The sequence below is a fragment of the Exiguobacterium sp. s132 genome (genome assembly GCF_018617235.1).
Taxonomy (GTDB): Bacteria; Bacillota; Bacilli; order Exiguobacteriales; family Exiguobacteriaceae; genus Exiguobacterium; species Exiguobacterium profundum.
This window is the reverse complement of sequence record NZ_JACSJU010000001.1, coordinates 1,278,614-1,300,437: the sequence shown is the minus strand read 5'-3', so window position 1 is coordinate 1,300,437 and position 21,824 is coordinate 1,278,614. Positions and strand designations below refer to the sequence as shown.

Below are 21,824 nucleotides of genomic sequence, written 5' to 3'. Positions count from 1 at the left end.
CTTTTCTGTTTTTATAAACGTGATTTATGAAAACGTTTAGATACGTCGGTTGTCTGACATCTACGCCGCTATCATATTGTTTATACGTACTTAAAAAAAGGAGGAAATGTTGATGTTTAAGCAGATCTTTGGTGTTCTTCAAAAAGTCGGTAAAGCACTTATGCTTCCTGTTGCGATCTTGCCGGCAGCCGGTCTTCTTCTTGCATTCGGTAACGCAATGCAAAACCCACAACTTACATCACGCGCTGGTTGGTTAACGAACGAAGGCGTCGTGAAATTCGCTCAATTGATGGAGCAAGCAGGTGGAATCATCTTCTCGAACTTGGCGCTCTTGTTCGCAGTCGGTGTCGCCATCGGTTTAGCAGGTGACGGGGTAGCCGGACTTGCAGCAATCGTTGGATTCTTGATCATGAACAAAGTCATGGGTGTTTGGCTCGAACTCACACCTGAAGTATTGGCACAAGGTGATCCAGCTTACGCGAACGTACTCGGTATCCCAACACTCCAAACAGGGGTATTCGGAGGGATTATCATGGGTCTCATCGCCGCATGGGCCTATAACAAGTACTTCAATATCGAATTGCCACAGTTCCTTGGTTTCTTCGCTGGTAAACGTTTCGTTCCAATCGTAACGGCAGTTGCAGCCGTCGTTGCTGGTTTCGTCCTACTATTAGTATGGCCACCAGTTCAGCACGGATTGAACTCATTCTCAAACTTCATGTTGAATGAAAACCGTACATTCGCAGCGTTCATCTTCGGTTTAATCGAACGTTCATTGATTCCATTCGGTCTTCACCACATCTTCTACTCACCGTTCTGGTTTGAATTCGGTTCATACACAGATGCAGCGGGTAATGTTGTACGTGGTGACCAAGCGATCTTCTTCGCACAAATTCGTGATGGCGCTGAATTGACAGCAGGTACGTTCATGACTGGTAAATTCCCGTTCATGATGTTCGGTCTTCCTGCAGCAGCACTCGCAATGTATCACGAAGCACGTCCTGAGCGTAAAGCGGTTGTCGGTGGTCTCTTGGCTTCTGCTGCCCTTACATCGTTCTTGACTGGTATCACAGAACCAATCGAGTTCTCATTCTTGTTCGTAGCACCACTTCTCTTCGCAGTACACGCGGTATTCGCAGGTCTTTCATTCATGACAATGCACATCTTGAACGTGAAAATCGGGATGACGTTCTCGGGTGGTTTGATCGACTTCTTGCTCTTCGGTGTTCTTCCAGGTCGTACGGCTTGGTGGCTCGTTATTCCAGTCGGTCTCGTGTTCGCGGTTGTTTACTACTTCGGATTCCGTTTCGTTATCCGCAAATTCAACCTTAAAACACCAGGTCGTGAAGATGAAGTTGTTGAACAGTCAACAGCTACTGGTTCGGAACTTGCACAAGATATCCTCGTCGGTCTTGGTGGCTCACAAAACATCAAGCACCTCGATGCATGTATCACACGTCTTCGTGTCGAAGTAAAAGATAAGAACCAAGTCAACAAAGATGAGTTGAAACGCCTTGGTGCATCTGGTGTCCTTGAAGTTGGTAACAACATTCAAGCAATCTTCGGACCACGTTCGGACGCATTGAAATCAGAAATCCAAGCGGTCATCGCTTCAGGTAACGAAAAGAAAGCTAACTAATTGATGACCTAGACCAATCCTTCGGGGTTGGTCTTTTCTTTTTATGTGAAACGGTTTCATCCAAACGTTAGAGGGAAAAAGTAAGTATTCTGACAAAGGAGGGAACCATGATGTGGAAGAAAGTGTTTGGCGTTTTACAACGGGTCGGGAAAGCACTCATGCTTCCGGTTGCAATCTTACCGGCAGCCGGTCTTCTCTTGGCGTTTGGTACCGCATTCCAAAACCCGGACCTCGTTGAATTGCTCCCGTTTCTGGCGAATGACTCACTTGTCCTGATTTGGCAAGTCATGACAGATGCCGGGGACATCGTCTTCGCAAACTTAGGGTTACTGTTTGCCGTCGGGGTCGCGATCGGCCTGGCGAACGGGGACGGGGTTGCTGGTCTAGCAGCCATTGTCGGTTATTTGATCATGAACAAAGTCATTAGCACATGGAATGGGATTACCGCGGAAATCGCTCAAGGTGATCCGCAGTATGCCACCGTTCTCGGTATTCCGACACTCCAAATGGGGGTATTCGGGGGGATTATCGCAGGTCTTGTTGCAGCCTATGCGTACAACAAGTATTTCAACATCAAGTTGCCAGATTTCTTAGGGTTCTTTGCAGGGAAGCGGTTCGTCCCGATTGCGACGGCCGCATTCAGTTTGATTATCGGGATTGCGCTCGCATATATATGGCCACCGATTGGGAATGCGATCAACACGTTCTCAAGTACGGTCATCGAGGCAAACGTTGCCTTATCAGCATTCATCTTTGGATTAGTAGAACGTTCCTTGATTCCGTTCGGTCTTCACCATATTTGGTATTCTCCATTCTGGTTCCAATTCGGGGAGTATACGAACCAAGCAGGTGATCTCGTACAAGGTGACCAGCGGATCTTCTTCGCACAACTGCGTGACGGCGTGGAATTCACAGCCGGTACGTACATGACCGGGAAATTCCCGTTCATGATGTTCGGCTTACCAGCAGCCTGTCTCGCCATGTTCCACACGGTTCCGAAAGAACGGCGGAAAGACGTCGAGGGTCTCTATTTCTCGGCTGCCCTTACGTCATTCTTGACAGGGATCACAGAACCAGTCGAATTCTCATTCGTTTTCGTTGCACCACTTCTCTTCGGAATTCACGCCGTCTTTGCCGGTCTCTCCTTCATGACGATGCATTTACTGAACGTCAAGATTGGGATGACCTTCTCTGGTGGTCTCATTGACTATCTGCTCTTCGGGGTCCTGCCGAACCGGACGGCCTGGTGGCTCGTCATCCCGGTTGGTCTCGTCTTTGCGGTCATCTACTACTTTGGATTCCGATTCGCTATTACGAAGTTTGATCTGAAAATTCCTGGACGTGACGTGCAGACTGGCACGAAAGGGGACAAAGCGGGGATTGGGGACGACTTGCCATATGAAGTGCTCGTCGGACTCGGTGGTCCTGAAAACATTAAACATTTAGATGCATGTATCACGCGACTTCGTGTCACCGTCAATGACGTGAAACAAGTTGACAAAGACCTTCTAAAAACGCTCGGTGCCGCTGGTGTCCTTGAAGTAGGAGACAATATCCAAGCCATCTTCGGACCAAAATCGGACACGCTCAAATCACAAATCGCGACCATCATCGAAGGTGGCGAATACAAACCGAAAGAAAAAGTAGAGAAGGCAGTCATTACACCGGAAGCGGCTGAACAAGCCGATCATCGCTTCTTGGCTCCGATGTCTGGTGTCCTGTTATCACTTGATGATGTGCCGGATCAAGTCTTCTCGGGTCGCATGATGGGAGAAGGGTTTGCGATTGAACCAAGTTCCGGACAGGTCGTTTCGCCGGTGACCGGTCAAATCACGACATTCTTCCCGACGAAACATGCGATTGGCATTTTGGCTGACGATGGACGTGAACTATTGATCCACGTCGGTCTCGATACGGTCAACCTGAAAGGGGAAGGATTCACAGCGAGAGTCGAAGAAGGCGCCCGGGTCGAAGCGGGAGACGTCCTTCTCGAAGTCGACCTCAGCGCGATTCGTGATAAAGTGCCGTCACTGATTACACCAATCATTTGGACGAACGGGGACGGAAAAGTCGTCGTCGTACCATTCGGTGAGACTGTCGTCGCGGGTGAAGCGCTCGACTTTAGAGCCGATGACAGAGGACCAGAATAAATGATTACGAGCCGCTCCTATCATGGGGCGGCTCGATTTGTGTAGTTACTTCAATGTGCCTTATTCCGGAAAAGGAGAATCCCCCTTATAGTGAAGGAGAATTCTCACGAAAGAAGGGGTACAAATGAAACAATCCATACAATTGAATCACGGTCAGAAAGCCATTCCTACTATTGGACTTGGCGTCTTCAAAGTTGAAGATGGGGATACAGTCATGGATGCAGTCGTCGAGGCGATTCGTCAAGGATACCGTCATATCGATACGGCAGCCGTTTATGAGAATGAAGAGGGGGTCGGTGACGGAATCCGAAAAGGAATGGAAATCGCAAATATTTCCCGGGAAGATTTATTTATCACATCGAAACTATGGAACGCCGATCAAGGTTACGATGCTGCCATCTCCGCCTACGAGGCGTCACTCGTTCGTCTTGGATTGGAACAGTTAGATTTGTATTTGATTCATTGGCCGGTGGAAGACAAGATGGTCGAGAGTTGGCGTGCCCTCGAAACGTTGTATCGAGAGGGACGTGTCGGGGCAGTCGGGGTGAGTAACTTCCAAATCCATCACCTCGAGACATTGGCTGCAAACAGTGACCTCGTTCCAGCCGTGAACCAAGTTGAACGGCATCCGTTGCTTCGTCAAACCGAGTTAGCATCGTATATGAGCGAGCACGGCATCGTACCGGTCGCTTGGGCACCGCTTATGCAGGGAGGGTTGTTCGAAGAGCAGACTTTAGTAGAGGTCGCAAAAGAAGTCGATCGTTCCGTCGCCCAGGTGTTGTTACGGTGGCATCTCCAAACGGGATGGGTGATTATTCCAAAATCCATCAAACCACATCGAATCGCAGAAAACTTCGATGTTCATGACTTTGAATTGACCAAAGATCAAATGGAACGAATCGACTCACTCGACCGATATCAACGTGTCGGTCCGGACCCAGACGATTTTGATTTCTAATGCAGTATATAAAAAAGTCCTTCTCTCGAGCGAGAGAAGGACTTTTGCCATTATTTCTTAATGTCGAACTTTTCGCTAAGGAAGTTCACGACTTCTTCAGCTGTGTCCATGTTGAGGACTTCGTTGACGATTGCTTCTGTTTCCGACTTCGTCAAGCGTTTCACGAGGCTACGCGCACGAAGGACGCTTGAAGCGGACATCGAGAATTCGTCGAGACCAAGACCGAGAAGGATTGGAATCGCGAGTTCTTCTCCAGCCATCTCTCCACACATGCCGACCCATTTGCCAGCTTTGTGTGCTTCAGTGATGACATTGTGGAGAAGGTTCAAGATGGCAGGGTTGAACGGTTGGTACAAGTAAGAAACTTTTTCGTTCATCCGGTCAGCCGCCATCGTGTATTGAATCAAGTCGTTCGTTCCGACTGAGAAGAAGTCGACTTCTTTTGCGAATTGCTTCGCCATGACAGCGGTTGATGGGATTTCAACCATCATCCCTGTCTCATATTTTCCGACTTCGATTCCTTCTTCTTTCAACTTCGCTTCTTCTTCGAGAAGAAGGGCTTTCGCCGCGCGGAACTCTTCGAGTGTCGCAATCATTGGGAACATGATTGCAAGGTTACCGTGAGCTGAGGCACGGAGAAGGGCACGAAGTTGTGTGCGGAACAAATCTGTTTCCTCAAGGCAAAGGCGGATGGCACGATAGCCGAGGAACGGGTTCATTTCTTTCGGGAGGTCAAGGTATGACAACTCTTTGTCGCCACCGATGTCGAGTGTACGGATGACGACTTGCTTGCCTTCCATGCCTTCAAGAACCGTTTTGTAAGCTGTGTATTGCTCTTCTTCAGTCGGGAACGTTTCAGAGTCCATATATAGGAACTCCGTACGATAGAGCCCGATTGCATCTGAACCGTTTTTCAAAACGCCTTCGAGGTCGTTCGGTGTCCCGATGTTCGCAGCAAGCTTCACTTTGTGACCGTCCGCTGTGATTGACTCTTCGTTGACGAGTTGCTTCAACTCTTCTTTGTACGCTTCAAAATCAGCACGTTTGCCTTCGTATTCTTTGACGAGATCTTCTGAAGGGTTGACGAAGACGTCACCTTCTGTTCCGTCGATGATGACGAGGTCACCGTTTTTGATTTCTTCAAGGGCAACTTTTGTTCCAACTACTGCCGGAATTTCAAGTGAGCGTGACATGATGGCAGAGTGAGACGTACGTCCGCCGATGTTCGTCGCGAATCCTTTGACGTATTTACGGTTAAGTTGTGCCGTGTCTGATGGTGTCAAATCTTCGGCAATGATGATGACTTCTTCTGAAATCGAAGCTGGAGTCACGAATGTCACTCCGAGAATGTGAGCCATGACACGTTTTGTGACGTCACGAACATCAGCTGCACGTTCGCGCATGTATTCGTTATCCATTGATTCGAAAATCATGATCATCGTTTGGGCGACTTCGTCAAGTGCCTTCGCTGCGTTCATGTTTTCGCTTTCAATTTTGTCGTTCACTTGCGATACGATTTCTGGGTCCTCAACGATTAAAAGGTGAGCTGAGAAAATCTCGGCTTTGTCTGGACCGAGCTCACGAAGTGTATGTTCGCGAATGGCTTCAAGCTCCGTTTTAGATTGTGCGATCGCATCGTGGAAGCGAGCCTTTTCTGCAGCGACATCTTCAATCTTGTGTGATGGGATATCGAATGAAGGTGTCTCCATGACGAATGCTTTTGCAACTGCAATTCCTGCAGATGCACCAATACCTTTAATGTGTGACATAAGCGTAGTCCCTCTTTTCAAAGAAATAGTGTACTTTCCTGCCTCGTTACTTCATACCCGAAAAGAAAAAAGAATTAACGAGAACGGAGAAAGTTAAAGTAGCAACGGTCTACGACTAGGGGAAGCCTCGACCAGTCAAATTGGCCTCACTTCACGATGAAGAGAAGCCCGATTGCGTACTTTCTTATCCTATCATAAAATAAAACAACGTCACAACGAGGAGATAGCCCATGAATTCGAAGATTTCTTGACTCTTACGCATACTATTTCATTATTTTGGAGAAGTTCGTTATGCTTACCATATATATAGAAGGGAAGTGGCAATATGTATCAAATTGCTCAATTAAATTGGACCGATTCTTACGAGACAATCGTCGTCGGAATTGGAGCGGCTGATTCTATCGATGAGGGGCTCGACACATTGTTTGCTGGACGCGTCAAAGCGCTTATTCAATCAGGAGACCTCTCTACGAAGACGGGGGAAGTGACAATCCTTCCGACATTCGCCGGGGAGACGACCCGTGTTTTATTTGTCGGACTTGGTCAACGAAATGACATGACGACCGAGAATGTTCGGAATTGGTTCGGGAAAGTCGCGAAGCTGATCAAAGCACGTGGACTGAAGGACGTCGCGGTAGCGCTTGATACGTTTACGGACGGAGCGGCGCGTATGTTTACAGAAGCGTATGAAATGGCGACCTATGCCCATCCTACATATAAGTCTGCTCCAAATGAAACGGTCGAAGAACCGACAATCACGTTGCTCGGTGACGTGGACCAGACGGATATCGATGCGGGTGTGGCTTATGGGAAAGGAGTCAATGTCGCTCGAACGTTGACGATGATGCCGGCCAATATTTTGACGGCGGAGACGTTAGCGGATTACGCGGTTGAGTTGGCGAAACGTCATGATTTCAAATACCGCATTCTTGAAAAAGAAGAGATGGAAGGACTCGGGATGGGCGCGCTACTCGCAGTGAACCAAGGTTCGACGATTCCGCCAAAATTGATTGTGCTCGAGTATCGCGGGGCAGAGGAAGAAGCTCCGATTGCCGTTGTCGGAAAGGGTGTCACATTCGACACAGGTGGCTATTCAATCAAGCCAAAAGATGGAATCGTCGGAATGAAAGGGGACATGGGTGGCGCTGCTACCGTCCTCGGATTGTTCGAAACCCTCGGATTGACACGACCAAAACGGAACGTGATTGGCATCATCGGTGCGACCGACAATATGATTTCTGGGGATGCGTTCAAACCGGATGATGTGATCACAGCCATGAACGGGAAGACGATTGAAGTCTTGAACACAGACGCTGAAGGACGCCTCGTCCTAGCGGATGCGGTCACATTTGCGAAAACGTATGAACCAAAAGCTATCATTGATGTAGCTACGCTCACAGGTGGCGTTCTTGTCGCCCTCGGTACAGACGTGACAGGCTGTCTGACAAATGATGATTCACTCTATCGCTCGCTTGAAGCGGCGAGCCGTGAGACGAACGAGCTCGTGTGGCAGATGCCATACTTTGATGTCTTCATCGACAAGGTGAGAAAATCGGAAGTTGCCGACTTGAATAACTCACCAGGTCGTTTCGGCCATATGATTTTTGGTGGCGCATTTGTCGGTGAGTTTGTCGGCGATACACCATGGCTGCATCTCGATATTGCGGGAACGAGCGAACGAGCGGCAGCGAATGACCTCGGTCCGAAGGGGCCGACTGGTGTCATGGTTCGAACCCTCGCACGGATGATTGAATCGTGGGAGCGGTAAGAGCAGCTGGAGTAATCGGTTTGGCGATTCTGTGTGGCTTATGCTACACGGTGTGGCCGAACCGTATTTGGTTAGGGAGTACAGTGTTTCTCGCCGTATTTGGCGTGTTGATGATGTTACAGGAGGTACGACATGGTAGGAGTAGGAATTGATGGTGCACGTGGCGGTTGGGTACGGATCACATATGATAGCATCTCACTTTGTTTAACGATTTCGGAGACGTTGGAGGAGTTGCTGATTGATGGTGCCATGCATTTTGTGGATATGCCGAAAGATTTAGGAACGGTCGACCATCCGAGCCGCGAATGCGATGCGTGGATGCGTTGCCGACTCAGCCAACGAAAGTCCTCCGTCTTCACTCCGCCGATTCAAGAGGTGTTGCAAGAAGCGACTTATGAGGAAGCGAATGAAAGGAGTCGGGCGTTGGTTGGCAAAGGAATTAGTAAACAAGCGTGGAATCTTGTTCCCCGTATCCGTGAGTTTCAGCAGGTGAAGGCATCTGACGTTTACGAATCACATCCGGAAGTTTGTTTTTCAGTCATGATGGGGCATGAGGCGAGTCATTCGAAAAAGACGGTCGAAGGGCAGGATGAGCGAATCGAGTTACTTCGGCAATACTCGAAAAGTTCTCCATGGAAATGGAAAATGTCGAACGTCCAAATCGACGATATTATCGATGCGTGCATCTTGGCGGTAGCTGCCTATGAAGCGGGGACAAGTGGTCTCTCGCTCCAGCCGGCGACATCCGATCAACCCGTAGTGGCTGTACCTCAAATGAAAAAAGAGCGATGAAATCAACATTTCATCGCTCTTTTGCTGTCGTCGTAGGCGGACCGACGATAAATCGCCATATGTAATGAAACACTTTGGCATTGTATACGGCTTTCAACAGGACGGCGAGTACGGGCCCGACGATAAAGCCGAGTACACCGAATAGCTTTAATCCAACGAAGATGGAGATGAGTGCGACCAGTGGATTCAATCCGATATGGGAACCGACAATTTTCGGTTCAGCCAAGTTGCGTTGGACGATGACGATGATATACAACACGACCAATCCGATGGCCACGAACCAATCACCTGTCACCGCGGCATAGGCGGCCCAAGGAATAAGTAGCGTACCGACCCCTAAATAAGGCAAAAGGTCAAAGAACCCCGCGAGTAAAGCGAAAGAGAGCGGGTTGTCAACACGGAGGATGAGCATCCCGATCAAGACGATCCCGAATGTGATGGAGATGAGCGTGAACTGGGCACGGACGTATCCAAATAGGGCAGACTTGAGGTTGATCATCACTTCCTCGAATTCTTTGAATCCTTTTCGTTTGTTCAGACGATTCAGTGAGTTGACGTATGATGGCCAATCCTTTGTGATGAAGAACCAGGCGAGGACAATGACGACCACGAGCAACAAGACGAGCGGGAGCGCCGCTAACATGTTTTGTAGCACACTGGCCACTCCGCGGGACAAGACACCAATCGCTGAGGCGAGTTGGACACCGAGCTCGGTGATTCCTCCCTCGAGCGAGGTCGTCTGTCCGGGATTTAACTGCTGATAGCTCTCGTATGCATCATTGACGAGCGGTGCGATTTTCTCATTGAACAGTCGTTGGATAAACTCGGTGAGTGTCTCAATTTGTTCAGGGAGTCGTTCCGCTGCCACCGTTGCATAATGAATCAATTGGATGATGACGATGGTGATGATTCCGACGACGATGCTAAGCACGATGATCAAGGAAATGAGAGTGCCGAGTGCACGAGGCATATTTGATTTTCGCTCGAAAAAGTTGACGAGCGGGACGGTCATCAAGGACAAGAGCAAGGCAAATACGAACGGATATGTATATTCGAAAAGTATATTCAATAGCCAAGTGATTAAAAAGAAACCGATTACGACGAGAATGAATCGAAGCAATTGCCAAAGTCTTGCCGACGACATGTGGAACCCACCCTTTCCGGACAACTAGGTTGAGCATAGTATATCATGTAAGCGGTAAATAAAGCAGAAAGATAGGTGAATGAACGTGAGAGAAGTTCAACAGAAAATCGATACGATGATTCTTCATTTAGGTGGTTACTGGAGACCTTTATCCGGGCTAGCACGATTGTTAGAAGAGGTAGGAGAAGTAGGTGGCGCGTTAAGGAGAGAGGCGCGGGATGAGTTGAAAGAGGAGTTACTTGATGTACTAGTGATCTCCACGTGTCTGGCAAACCAGTATGCGATTGCATTGCAACAACCAGAGGCGGAGGGAGGAGAATCGAAAGAGAAGCTGTATTTTCAAATTGTTGAAGAGGCAGGGGAAGTGGCGCGGATTTTGAACGCTTATGAAGGCGATAAGAAGTTAAAACCGAACCGTAAAGGTCAATCACTACAGCATCATATCGAGCAATTGCAACGTGCCGTTTTGTCTCTTGGAGAGTCTTACCATCTCAATCTGTTCGATTCACTCTTTGCCCTCATCGAAGAGAAGTCGGCCCGGGACTTTGGACGATTTGATCATACGCCGGATCCGATTACGGAGACATCGGTGCGTACTTATTTATCACATCAGCCAGGTCGCTATTGGGGTGGAGTCCCAGTTAAATCGTTTGAGCGATTCGACCGATATATAGAACGAGAACAACATATCGAGCGTTTTTGTCGCATTGCAGCGATTGAAGGATTGGACGGATTTGTAATTCAACAGAAACGAGATGGATTGATTGTTACAGAGAATCCTTCGATTAAAGAAGGTTTTACTGTCGCCATCGAACGTTACGGTGCGGAGACGTTTCTGATCATCCGACCGGTCAAATAAAAACATTTACCTTTTTATCAAAAACATTCATCTTTTTTTCAAATATTTACTTTTTTTAAAAAAGCATTATGCTAATATGAAATTGTTGTTAGTAGGAAATGCCGCAATGAGAAAGGAATATTTTGGATGAAAATGAAACTATTGAAAGTTGCCCTCATCTTAACGGTCCTCTTGTTTGGTATGCAACTTCCGTCTGCTGAAGCTGCTACTTACGATGGAGAGACGACTGTCAATTTGAACATTCGTACATCCCCTAGTCTGAGTGGGAAGGTAGTGAAAACATTACCAAAAAGCACGAAAGTAAAGTATGGAACGTATAATCAGTCCTGGCACAAAGTGTATGTAAACAATCGTACATACTATGCCTCGGCCCAGTACATTCGGAAACTTTCATCCACTTCAAGTTCGCTAACGACGCAGGCGGCAACGTCTACTGGTGTGACAACTGCGAACTTAAACGTACGAGTCACGTCTCATCGATCGGCGAAGATTGTCGCTACGTTGAAGAAAGGGACGGAAGTGAAGTATGCCGTTCATAATTCTTCTTGGGCAAAAGTCTACCTAAATGGCAAGACGTACTATGCCGCAAAAGCTTACATCGCACCGAAACTGACAGAGTCGAATGTGGAGCGGACAAACGGCTACGCGAACCGTGAGTTGAAGTTGTTCGCTGAACGCAACCAACGTTCGAAAGTGCAGAAAGTTCTTCCGAAACATACGGCTGTCGTCTCGAGTAAATATAATTCAAGTTGGTCGATTGTCTATATCGGGAACGAGACGTATTATACGCCGACTTGGGGCATCACAGCAGGCACATTGGACAGTGGTGTAGAGAAAAAAGACGGATATGCAAACCGGGAGATGAAACTCTTCGCTGAGCGGAATCAACGTTCGGCGGTGAAGAAGGTACTCCCCGTGAACACGGCTGTCCTCTCGAGCAAATACAACTCGAGCTGGTCGATTGTATATCTCGGAAGTGAAACTTATTACACACCGACAGCTTGGATCTCTACGTCGAAAACGCCAACGGAGCCTCCGACGACAACGAAACCGGATGATGGACTCACGCAAGGGTATGCAAACCGTACAGTAAACTTGTTTGGGAAAACCCATCAGAGTTCGGAAGTCCTCATGGTTCTTCCGAAATACACGGCTGTTTCATACAAATCGTACAATTCGAGTTGGTCGACTGTTCATATCGGCTCGAAAGTCTACTACACAGCGAGTTCGTGGTTGACGAAAGGGAAAGCCCCGGCAGCGCCGGAAGCTGCACCAAAAGGTACGGTATACATCAACACACCAGGTGATGTATTGAACGTTCGTTCGAAAGCGAGTCTTGATTCGAATGTGGTTGGTCAACTCAATCACGGAACAGCTGTTTCACATTATGGGACAATCAATGGTTTCCATAAAATCAAGTTCAATGGACAAGATGCTTTCATTTCTTCAGCATTCGTGATGACATCTAAGCCGAGCACATCGACTGGAACAGTCATCGTCCTTGATCCAGGACACGGTGGAAAAGACCCAGGAGCAGTTAATGGATCTCTCTATGAGAAAACGATTGTACTCGATGTAACGAAACGTGTAGAAGCTTATCTTCGCTCAAAATATGATTACAATGTACGTCTCACTCGTTCAACTGATGTCTATTTGACTCTAGATCAGCGAGTTGCTGCAGCGAAGTCGTTACGTGGTGATTTGTTTGTAAGTATGCACGTCAACGCAGCCGGTTCATCATCTGCGAAAGGGGTAGAAACGTTCTATTCTTCTCAGTCTGCGCACAGCGCTCGAAGTCGTGTCCTTGCTTCAAACATTCAAAGCAACTTGGCGGGTAAAATGAGTGGAATGTCGAACCGAGGAGTGAAAACAGCTAATTATTACGTTATTACGTATAATACAATGCCATCTGCACTCGTCGAATTAGGATTTATCTCATCACCAACAGATTTGACTTACCTTCGAAGTAACACGTCTCGTCAGCAAATGGCGGAAGGTGTGGCTGAAGGAATTGCCAAATATGTTCAGACTTATTATTGATTTGAATTAACCCAGACATGATTGTCTGGGTTTTTTTGATGTACAAAAAAACCGAACCGATTAAATCGGTTCGGTTCAATTTTATAAATCATCAAATCCGTTCGCGTCTGTCACTTTCGCATAAGAACGTGACTTTTGTTCGAAGAAATCAGATTTTGTCGCATTGAGCGAGTCATCTGAGTATGCCCGGATCCAAGGCATGACATCTTCGTCAAATCCTTCATACAAGTCATTCAGACCGATGACGCGGAGGCGTTTATTCGCCAAGTATTTGACGTAGTCTCGCATTTCACTGACGTCGAGTCCATCGAGGTCACGGAGAACGTATTCACACCACTCGATCTCGAGGTCGACCGCTTCTGCCATCGTGTCGTATACGAACTGACTGAACTTTCCGTTTTCATCAATCTTCGGATTTTCTGTCAGCACGGCACGTAAGAGCTGGCTGATGAAGTAAGAATGTTGCATCTCATCACGTTGGATATAACTGATCATCGTTGATGTACCGACCATCTTTTGGTGGCGGGCGAGATTGTAGAAATAAGCGAATCCTGAATAGAAGTTGATGCCTTCTAGAATGACGGATGCAACGAGCGATTTCGCAAAGTTTTCAGCGTTCGGAGTCTCGCGGAACGCTTCATATAAGTCCAAGATGAATTGATTGCGCTTCATGACCATTTCATCGTCTTTGGCGATGTCAAAGATTCGATTTTGTTCAGCGAGTGGCACGAGACTTGATAGGACATAGCTGTATGATTGATTGTGCACGACCTCTTGTTGTGCGATGACCGCGAGAACGGCGTGTACAGACGAGTCAGATGAGAACATAGAAGACTCGAGGATGTATCGTGTCTGGACCGAGTCGAGAATCGAGAGCAGTCCGATGATCCGTTTGAATGCATCCTGTTCACGTTCAGTCAATTGCGGCCATTGTTGCATATCCTTAGACATTGAGATCTCATCAGGAATCCAAAAGTTCGATAATAACTGTTTGTAAATGGTATAGAACTGAGGATACGCGATATCGTTCCAATTGACGATCGAACTCGTTTCCCCGCCAATGATGGCGGTTGCCCGGTTAGGATGTTTGGGCGACAATAATTTGATTTTCTGAATCGACATGATGCATAACTCCTTCTTCTACATGGTGAGCCATCCGCTCTGCCCAATGTTGGACGTTGAACGGTTGGTTACGTGGGGACTGCTCGATTTTAAGCAGTTCCCCGGCAAGTGGGATTCCGTATTTTGAAAGGTGGTACGCCATCTCGTCAACAGCGCGACAGAAATGTACAAACATCTTGTCACCGGTTCCGAATACCGCAGCTTGTCGAATCGGCACTTGGAGTTCCTTTAACACGAGGCGGAACGTATCTTTCATTTCGTCTGGTAAGATTCCGTCTGCCCACGTGTAAGAGCCAAAATAGACGAGGTCGAACGAAGCGAGTGATTGAGCTTCGCGATATCCGACGCGATCGGCATCATAGCGGACGACCGTATCGCCACGGCGATGATGTGTCGATTCGATGAGCGATGCCACTTCTTCTGTGTTTCCACTCATCGAATGACAGATGATTGCGATGTTCATAGGGTGGACCACCTTTCTATAAAATATACATAATGATTATGACGACGGTTTACGAAGCACACGACTCACATTCGTCGACTTCGACAGTCGTCGAACGAGTGTAGTAAATCGACTTCATGCCAAGAGACCATGCCTCGAGGTGCATCGCAAGAAGCTCTGTCGCTTTTACATCGTTCTTCACGTATAAGTTGAAGCTGATTGCTTGGTCGATGTGGCGCTGGCGAGCCGCGTTTTGACGGATGCTCCATAATTGATCAATTTCAAATGCTGATTTATAGAACCAGTTCGTGTCCGGCGTCAAGTCGGGAACCGTGACTGGAATCTTATAGTTTTTCTTCTCTTCTGAGTAGACCTTTTTGTAGATCGGGTCAATCGATGCGGTACTACCAGCGATAATCGCCGTCGATGAGTTTGGTGCAACGGCCATCATATAGGCGTTACGGACGCCGTTTTGATGTACTTCTGCTGCGAGACCGTCCCAATCGAGGTCGTCGTGTGAACGATAGTTCCGGCGCTTGAAGTATTCGCCTGTATGCCATTCTGAACCTTCGAAGACGCCGAATGCTCCTTTTTCTTTGGCGAGTTCCATCGATGCTTGGATTGTGAGATACGCGATTTTTTCATAGAGTTTCTCTGCATATTGAACGGCATCGACCGATTCCCAACGGATTCCTTCTAGTGCGAGCAAGTGATGCCAACCGAACGTTCCTAGACCGACTGCACGATACTTCTGGTTCGTGATCATCGCCTGTGGAACTTCGATCGTATTCAAATCGATGACGTTATCGAGCATACGCATTTGAATCGGGATGAGTCGTTCGAGCACATCGGCTTTCACGGCACGAGCAAGTGCGATTGAACTCAAGTTACAGACGACGAAATCACCAGGAGTCTTTGTGATGACGATTTTTCCGTCTTGTGTGTATTCTTCTTCGATTGTCGTTGCCGACATGTTTTGCGCAATTTCAGAACAGAGGTTTGAACTGTAGATCATCCCGGCATGTTTGTTTGGGTTTGCGCGGTTCACTGCGTCTCGGAAGAACATATATGGTGTACCTGTTTCAAGTTGTGAGCGCATGTAACGTTTTACAAGGTCGATGGCTGGAACTGTCACACGAGATAATTCTGGCGTGTTGACACATTCCATATATTTCTCTGTGAAGCTTCCACCGTTCTCTGATTCGTCAAAATAGTCTTCAAGGCTATATCCCATCACGGTACGAATCTCGTGTGGATCGAACAAGTGCCAGTCGCCGCGTGCCTCGACCGTACGCATGAAGAGGTCCGGTAAGCAAACGCCTGTGAACAAGTCGTGTGTCCGGAGGCGCTCATCCCCGTTGTTCAATTTCGCGTCTAGGAATTCGAAGATGTCCTTATGCCAAATGTCTAAATAGACGGCAATTGAGCCTTGACGCATACCGAGTTGGTCCACAGAGACGGCCGTGTTGTTCAATTGCTTCATCCAAGGAAGGGCACCACTTGAGACACCTTTGAATCCTTTGATGTCACTACCACGTGAACGAATTTTCCCGAGGTAGACACCGATTCCACCGCCACCTTTTGAGAGCGTCGCCACATCGGTGTTCGAATCATAAATGCCACGGAGGGAGTCATCAACTGTATCAATGAAACAAGAGCTGAGCTGTCCATATGATTTACCGGCGTTTGACAACGTTGGTGTCGCGACCGTCATATAAAGGTTTGATAAAGCCCAATAAGCTTCTTCGACGAGCTTCAATCGAGTCGTCTCATCTTCTTTTTGCATGAGCGTCATCGCGATGACCATGAAGCGCTCCTGTGGAAGCTCATAAAGGTTCTTCACATGATCGCGCCCAAGATAGCGGTCCGACAACGTGCGGAGTCCGATATATGTGAAGAGACGGTCACGGGATGGGTCGATCAATGTTTCGAGATGGTCCATGTCTTCTTTTGAATACGTATCGAGAAGCGCTGACGTGAAAATTCGTTTTGATGTTAACGTCTCGACCAGTTGATAGAAGTTACCATAACGCATAGATGCTTCGTAACCGCGGTTGCGTGCCGCTTCAAGATAGAGGCGGTTCAAGTACATTTCCGTTGCCACGAACGTCCAGTCCGGTTCTTCGGCTTTCAACATATCGAGGGCATGCATCGTCAATAAGTCATATACTACATCTTGTGTTAGCGTTTTTGTCTCGAGCGCCCGAATCGCCCGTTCTTCATAGCGTTCTACGCTTAAGTGAGGATACCGTGTCTGGATAGATTGAATAAGAGAAGAGACGTCAGAAAGCGTTGGAGCCGCTGGTAGCATCGTCTCGTGGTGGATAGGGGATGTCAAAATAGATCACTCCTTTAGATGGTGTAGACGTTATAAAAGGATAATAAGAACTTCCTTACCTGTCACAATATCGTGTTAACGATCAAAATACCCGTTAACTATATATTGACACTTTTTTATCTTTTTAATCATAAAACACCTATATTTAGTTTTTCAATCCTTGACATTCTGGAATGTGCCCGTCACCTTTTTGCTTTTGCTCCAAAAGGGCTTCATGACCCAATTTGAGACAGAGAACTGAGATGAAAAAAATTTATGTATTGTCTTTGCTTGTTTTTTCACAAATTGATGAATTCGATTTCATCACTCTTGATGAAACATTTCATCCGTTTGTTTGAGGTGGAATGGATTGTATTTGACGTTACTTATCAAAATACCTGCATATTCATTTCATACTAGATATAGTGTTCTGATGAATCAAGAAATATGAATCCATTTGTCAAGGCTGGTATCCGAGTAAAAAGTAAGGTAGATTGGTGAAGTAGGACATGGAATTTCAGCGAAAAGAAGGGTTTAACAAGTGCGTACAGAAGACTTATTATTAACATGGGACCCACTCGGTTATGGGGCAGGTTCATACGGACCTGAGTTTGATGAAGTCATGATGGCATTAACCTATGTCGATTCTCCCGAACAATTGACCGAAGTGATTCGCCGAACGCTTCTTGAAGCGTTCGATGCGTGTCCACTAGAAACAGAGATTTTCGAGATGGCGCAGCGACTCCTCGTATCGTCATCTTGCCAACTATAAGGAGGAACCAATAATGTTACGAATTGATCCAACACCGAATCCGAATGCGATGAAAGTGACACTTCCAGAGAACGTGTTTGGCGCCAAGAGTCAAAGTGTGAAGGCGGGCGAAGCGACAGATCAACCGCTTCTCGCCAAGTTAGTTGAAATCGAAGGCGTGGAGAGTGTCTTTGCTTATGGTGACTTTGTGACCGTATCAAAGGAGAACGGTGTGAGCTGGGAAGCAATTCTTCCACTCGTTGAGACGGCATATCGCGGATGAAACCGATTGTCTCGATTGTCATTCCGGCTTATAAACGCGAGACGGAACTGACGGAACTGCTTGAAAGTCTAACGGTCCAAACATTTCAGCAGTTTGAGGTCTTGGTCATGAATAATGAAGGGCCGCCAAAACAACACCTTTTGGCGCCTTTTTTGAATCAATTGGATGCACGTGTCATCGAAGTGGGTGAAAACCATCATGTTCGTGCCCGTAATCGTGGTGTTCTCGAAGCGAGAGGCGATGTCATCTTGTTACTAGACGATGACGATTTGCTCATGCCGACACATCTAGAGGCAGGGCTACGCGACCTTCAACAGGCTGACCTCGTCTATTCGGACGCTGAGCTGTTCCGCTTCGAATGGAGAGGAGGCCGTCGTGTCGTGACGGACTGGGAACCGTTCGCTTACGCGTTTGATCGAGAGCGGATGCGTCAGGACTCGACGTTTATCCCTTCGGGTACGATGTATCGCAAATCGATTCATGACACGATCGGCCTATTCGACGAAGACGTCTATAACTACTGGGATTGGGATTTCTTGTTAAGGGTAATGGATGCATTCACCGTGTCACACCCGGCGCGTGCGACGGTACTGTACGCGTTCAACGGGACCGACAACCTATCAGCAATACAGGATGAAACGAGACGTCGTTATTTTGATCGTTTTTGTCAAAAGCACGGTCTGACAGACATGGAGATGAAGAATTTCCATATCGTTCAGGAGGAACGACGTTCATACGTGAGACAGACAGAGAGAACGTTCACAGGCGTGCTACCTGGTCGAACGGAAGGAGAATAAGTATGTATTCATCAAAAGAACTTGAGTTGTTAGAATTGTTAGAAGAAAAGGGGTATCTCGAGACGAAGATGCTGGCTGACTTGTTGGCACTCGATGAAGAGACGATTGAGTCGATGCTCGAGAAGTTCAAGCAAGACGGGATTCTCCTTGGATTTCGTGCCATGGTCAATTGGCAAAAAATCAATCGCCACGATGTCACTGCCTTCATTGACGTTAAAGTGACTCCGAAACGAGGGCGCGGATTTGACGACGTGGCCGAGCGTATTTATCGCTTCCCAGAGGTGACAGCGCTTTATTTGATGTCGGGTGCTTATGACCTTCAAGTCGTCATCCGGGCAAACTCACTTCAAGATGTTGCCTCATTTGTCTCAGACAAGCTTTCGCCGCTTGATTCGGTTTTGTCGACGACAACTCACTTCAAATTGAAGACGTACAAACATGACGGGATCTTGTTCACCCCACAAACTGAAGATAAGCGGTTGAACATCACGCCATGAAGTCTTTATCAAATCAAGTCGTCTCGATGAAGCCATCGGGCATTCGCCGTTTCTTCGACTTAGCACAGACGATGGATAACGTGGTCTCTCTCGGGGTGGGAGAACCGGATTTCATCACACCGTGGAACGTGCGAGAAGCGAGCTATGCCGCACTCGAAGAAGGATATACGGCCTATAGTGCTAACGCCGGTCTCATCGAGTTGCGTGAAGAGATTGCAACTTATATGAAAGAACGCTTTTTAGTCGAGTACGATCCGACGTCTGAATTGATTGTCACGACAGGGGCATCGCAGGCGCTCGATATCGCATTCCGTGCCCTTCTCAATCCAGGGGACGAGGTCATCGTGGTCGAACCGGCATTCGTTTCATATGGTCCACTCATCGAGTTGGCAGGTGGAACCGTCGTGCCTGTCGCGTGTCGTCCAGAGAAAGGGTTTCGACTCGATCGGGATGACGTCGAGCAAGCCATCACAGAACGAACGAAAGCGATCTTGCTCTGCTTCCCGTCCAATCCAACGGGCGCTACGATGAATGGCGACGAACTCGCGCAAATCGCAGAACTCGCGACAAAGTATGACCTTTGGGTCGTCAGCGATGAGATTTATGCGGAACTTTGTTATGACGACCCATTCGTCAGCTTCGCGACGCTCCACGACATGCGAGACCGGACGATTGTTGTGAATGGTTTCTCAAAAGCGTTCGCAATGACAGGATGGCGTCTTGGCTTCACATGCGCGCCCGAAGTTGTGACGCGAGAGATGTTGAAGGTCCATCAATATGGCATGATGTGTGCACCTACGCTCGTTCAATTCGGTGGACTCGAGGCACTTCGGACTCGTGAGCAGCACGTGCCGAGCATGGTGAAAAGTTATCGTCAACGTCGGAACTATTTCATTCAAGCGCTGAACGAGGCGGGATTACCGACGCACGTGCCAGGTGGAGCATTTTATGCTTTTCCTTCGATTCGACATACTGGATTGACGAGTGAGGAATTTGCAGAACGTCTTCTCATCGAAGAACGTGTCGCCGTTGTTCCTGGAAATGCCTTCGGTGAGAGCGGGGAAGGATTCGTCCGGGCGAGTTATGCGACTTCGCTCGAACAACTACAAGAAGCGATTCTCCGGATTCAACGTTTCATGAAACAATTTGAAGTCACAGTAGCCAAGGACTCTCATTCGTGAGAGTTCTTTGGCGTTTTAGCGATATAACGAAAGGGAAAAGACGGGCGAGGTGAAGATGATGAAACGATTTGACTTTGTTGCAATCGGGTGTGGTCCGTATAATCTTGGTCTCATGGCCCTTGCGGAAAAAACTGAACTGCATGGGATTTGCTTTGAGCAACGCGCGGAGATGATGTGGCATGAAGGCATGTTGATTGAAGGGATGACGATGCAAACGCATTATTTACAAGATCTCGTCACGTTGGCGGACCCGACCCATTCGGCGAGTTTTCTGAACTATTTGAGTGATACGGGTCGACTCCAAACATTTATCACGCAAGAACAAGATAAGATTCCTCGAACGGAATACAATCGTTACTTGCGATGGGTTGTAAATCAACTGTCGACGATTCGTTTCAATCATTATGTGTCTGACGTTGTAGTGGAAGAAGAGTGCTTCCTCGTGACCGTCGAATCAGATGGTCGATCGACACAAGTTCATACAAAACATCTCGTCCTAGGGACAGGGGCGGCGCCATTCGTGCCGGACGGGTTTGAACAAGTCATTCATACGAGCGATTATTTGACGTACCGGGACGTCCTCAAAGACCGATATCGTGTCGCGGTCGTGGGGAGCGGACAGAGTGCGGCGGAAGTATTTCTGGACTTGTTGCGTGAAGCGACGGATGAACAACGCGTCGACTGGATCACACGCTCCGAACAATTTGAGTCACTCGAAGCAGGCAAGCTTGGGGATGAAATTTTTAGTGTGGATTATGTCGATTATTTTCATAAGCTACCGTACGACGCTCGGCAAGAGCTACTCGGGTCATTCGAGCGTTTCCGTCATGGTGTCAATCCTGAGACGATGACCTCGATCTATGAGACCTTGTATCATCGGACGGCAGAAGCGGAAGCGACGAAGGCTGATATGATGACACAGGTCGAAGTGGAATCGATTTCTTATGATTGGTTAACACATCGTTTGAAAGGGACCCAACGGTATACGGGAGAAGTGATTGAAAGAGAGTACGATCTCGTTGTCGTGGCGACGGGGTATCGCCCGGTGATCCCATCTTGGATAGATCAGCTCCCGGTTGTATGGGAAGTAGAGGGAGAATGGGCAGTCCGTGACACGTATGAGGTGATCATGAGAGAGTCGCTAGGCGGAAAGTTGTTTACGCACACGAATATAGAGCATTCACATGGTCCGGCTGCGACGAATCTCGGGATGGCAGTCTATCGAAATGCGGTCATTTTGAACGACATGGCTGGAGAAACGATCTATCCGATTCGTCATCAGAAGCCGTTTACGACATTTTGAACAAAAAAAGGC

The 21,824-nt window shown here is 47.8% G+C and carries 17 protein-coding genes and 1 pseudogene; 13 read left to right on the top strand and 5 right to left on the bottom strand.

Annotation, left to right across the window (positions count from 1 at the left end; translation table 11 throughout):
* Window positions 1-112: 112 nt before the first annotated feature.
* The 3 genes and pseudogenes from ptsG (KNO78_RS06625) to KNO78_RS06615 all read left to right on the top strand — a co-directional run.
* A pseudogene (gene ptsG, locus KNO78_RS06625) lies at window positions 113-1,612 on the top strand (glucose-specific PTS transporter subunit IIBC); the annotation flags it as partial.
* Between the two features lie 137 nt (window positions 1,613-1,749).
* Complete coding sequence (ptsG, locus tag KNO78_RS06620; protein ID WP_074036401.1) at window positions 1,750-3,789, top strand: glucose-specific PTS transporter subunit IIBC; 2,040 nt, start codon at window positions 1,750-1,752, stop codon at window positions 3,787-3,789.
* Between the two features lie 124 nt (window positions 3,790-3,913).
* Window positions 3,914-4,747 carry an aldo/keto reductase gene (locus tag KNO78_RS06615; protein WP_214690698.1) on the top strand — a complete coding sequence of 278 codons (834 nt, stop codon included), beginning with the start codon at window positions 3,914-3,916 and terminating at the stop codon, window positions 4,745-4,747.
* A 50-nt stretch (window positions 4,748-4,797) separates the two neighbouring features.
* On the opposite strand, the gene ptsP is transcribed toward KNO78_RS06615, so the two are convergent.
* Window positions 4,798-6,516 carry a phosphoenolpyruvate--protein phosphotransferase gene (ptsP, locus tag KNO78_RS06610; RefSeq protein WP_074036404.1) on the bottom strand — a complete coding sequence of 573 codons (1,719 nt, stop codon included), beginning with the start codon at window positions 6,514-6,516 and terminating at the stop codon, window positions 4,798-4,800.
* A 325-nt stretch (window positions 6,517-6,841) separates the two neighbouring features.
* Between ptsP and KNO78_RS06605 the strand changes: the two genes are divergently transcribed.
* Both KNO78_RS06605 and KNO78_RS06600 read left to right on the top strand, forming a co-directional pair.
* A complete protein-coding gene (locus tag KNO78_RS06605) occupies window positions 6,842-8,284 on the top strand; it encodes a leucyl aminopeptidase (protein WP_196430951.1) in 1,443 nt (480 codons plus the stop codon).
* Between the two features lie 132 nt (window positions 8,285-8,416).
* Entirely contained in the window at window positions 8,417-9,076 is a 660-nt protein-coding gene (locus KNO78_RS06600; protein WP_147538496.1) for a DUF429 domain-containing protein, read from the top strand.
* Window positions 9,077-9,086: 10 nt separating this feature from the next.
* Here KNO78_RS06600 and ytvI read toward each other — a convergent pair whose 3' ends face one another.
* Complete coding sequence (gene ytvI / locus KNO78_RS06595; protein ID WP_074036407.1) at window positions 9,087-10,220, bottom strand: sporulation integral membrane protein YtvI; 1,134 nt, start codon at window positions 10,218-10,220, stop codon at window positions 9,087-9,089.
* A gap of 79 nt (window positions 10,221-10,299) precedes the next feature.
* Here ytvI and KNO78_RS06590 point away from each other — a divergent pair, with 79 nt between their 5' ends.
* Both KNO78_RS06590 and KNO78_RS06585 read left to right on the top strand, forming a co-directional pair.
* The gene (locus KNO78_RS06590) at window positions 10,300-11,079 is read left to right on the top strand and encodes a nucleotide pyrophosphohydrolase (RefSeq protein WP_214690699.1); all 780 of its coding nucleotides are present in this window, start codon (window positions 10,300-10,302) and stop codon (window positions 11,077-11,079) included.
* A gap of 126 nt (window positions 11,080-11,205) precedes the next feature.
* Entirely contained in the window at window positions 11,206-13,119 is a 1,914-nt protein-coding gene (locus KNO78_RS06585; RefSeq protein ID WP_214690700.1) for an N-acetylmuramoyl-L-alanine amidase family protein, read from the top strand.
* 81 nt (window positions 13,120-13,200) lie between these two features.
* Here KNO78_RS06585 and KNO78_RS06580 read toward each other — a convergent pair whose 3' ends face one another.
* From KNO78_RS06580 to KNO78_RS06570, 3 genes are read right to left on the bottom strand one after another with little or no spacing between them, the layout of a single operon-like run.
* Window positions 13,201-14,241, bottom strand: a complete 1,041-nt coding sequence (locus KNO78_RS06580; RefSeq protein WP_074036411.1) for a ribonucleotide-diphosphate reductase subunit beta — start codon at window positions 14,239-14,241, stop codon at window positions 13,201-13,203.
* Complete coding sequence (locus KNO78_RS06575; protein WP_074036413.1) at window positions 14,198-14,704, bottom strand: flavodoxin domain-containing protein; 507 nt, start codon at window positions 14,702-14,704, stop codon at window positions 14,198-14,200. The genes KNO78_RS06580 and KNO78_RS06575 overlap by 44 nt, the downstream gene beginning before the upstream one ends.
* A 49-nt stretch (window positions 14,705-14,753) precedes the next feature.
* Window positions 14,754-17,009, bottom strand: coding sequence for a ribonucleoside-diphosphate reductase subunit alpha (locus tag KNO78_RS06570; protein ID WP_374193981.1), 2,256 nt, complete (start codon window positions 17,007-17,009; stop codon window positions 14,754-14,756).
* Window positions 17,010-17,541: 532 nt separating this feature from the next.
* On the opposite strand from KNO78_RS06570, the gene KNO78_RS06565 reads away from it, so the two are divergent.
* From KNO78_RS06565 to KNO78_RS06540, 6 genes are read left to right on the top strand one after another with little or no spacing between them, the layout of a single operon-like run.
* Window positions 17,542-17,772 carry a DUF1871 family protein gene (locus KNO78_RS06565; protein ID WP_214690701.1) on the top strand — a complete coding sequence of 77 codons (231 nt, stop codon included), beginning with the start codon at window positions 17,542-17,544 and terminating at the stop codon, window positions 17,770-17,772.
* A 13-nt stretch (window positions 17,773-17,785) separates the two neighbouring features.
* Window positions 17,786-18,034 (top strand): NifU N-terminal domain-containing protein, encoded by a 249-nt coding sequence (locus KNO78_RS06560; protein WP_074036416.1) that lies wholly within the window; start codon window positions 17,786-17,788, stop codon window positions 18,032-18,034.
* Window positions 18,031-18,831, top strand: coding sequence for a glycosyltransferase family 2 protein (locus KNO78_RS06555; protein ID WP_159562578.1), 801 nt, complete (start codon window positions 18,031-18,033; stop codon window positions 18,829-18,831). The genes KNO78_RS06560 and KNO78_RS06555 overlap by 4 nt, the downstream gene beginning before the upstream one ends.
* A gap of 2 nt (window positions 18,832-18,833) precedes the next feature.
* Window positions 18,834-19,328, top strand: a complete 495-nt coding sequence (locus KNO78_RS06550; RefSeq protein WP_012726802.1) for an Lrp/AsnC family transcriptional regulator — start codon at window positions 18,834-18,836, stop codon at window positions 19,326-19,328.
* On the top strand, window positions 19,325-20,509 hold the full coding sequence (locus tag KNO78_RS06545) for an aminotransferase (protein WP_159562577.1): 1,185 nt from the start codon (window positions 19,325-19,327) through the stop codon (window positions 20,507-20,509). Before KNO78_RS06550 ends, KNO78_RS06545 begins: the two co-directional genes overlap by 4 nt.
* Window positions 20,510-20,567: 58 nt before the next feature.
* The gene (locus KNO78_RS06540; protein ID WP_214690702.1) at window positions 20,568-21,812 is read left to right on the top strand and encodes a lysine N(6)-hydroxylase/L-ornithine N(5)-oxygenase family protein; all 1,245 of its coding nucleotides are present in this window, start codon (window positions 20,568-20,570) and stop codon (window positions 21,810-21,812) included.
* Window positions 21,813-21,824: the final 12 nt, after the last annotated feature.